This window comes from Bacillus sp. SIMBA_074, assembly GCF_046534555.1.
GTDB classification, from domain to species: Bacteria; Bacillota; Bacilli; order Bacillales; family Bacillaceae_G; genus Bacillus_A; species Bacillus_A mycoides.
This window is the reverse complement of the sequence record NZ_JAWRYM010001160.1, coordinates 1-239: the sequence shown is the minus strand read 5'-3', so window position 1 is coordinate 239 and position 239 is coordinate 1. Positions and strand designations below refer to the sequence as shown.

The 239-nt window shown below is 72.8% G+C and carries 1 protein-coding gene; it reads left to right on the top strand.

Translation table 11 applies throughout. From position 1 onward, the window contains the following. The coding region (locus tag SB773_RS34380; protein ID WP_410595003.1) for a hypothetical protein at positions 1-239 on the top strand (239 nt) is incomplete at both ends.

Below are 239 nucleotides of genomic sequence, written 5' to 3'. Positions count from 1 at the left end.
GTGCCGGGCGCCCTCTGGACCGGCGTCGTCAAGGTGGCCAAGTCGGTGACGGGCAACGGCACACCCGGACAGCGGCTCGACTCCGCCATCGCCACCGGCCGCGAGGCGGCGGAAGACCTGGCCGAGGCCACCGAGGAGGCCGTCGAGGCGGCGAAGGCGACCGCCAAGACGAGCAAGCCCGCGTCGAAGCCGGCCGCGTCGAAGTCCACTGCCTCCAAGTCCACGGCCTCCAAGTCCAC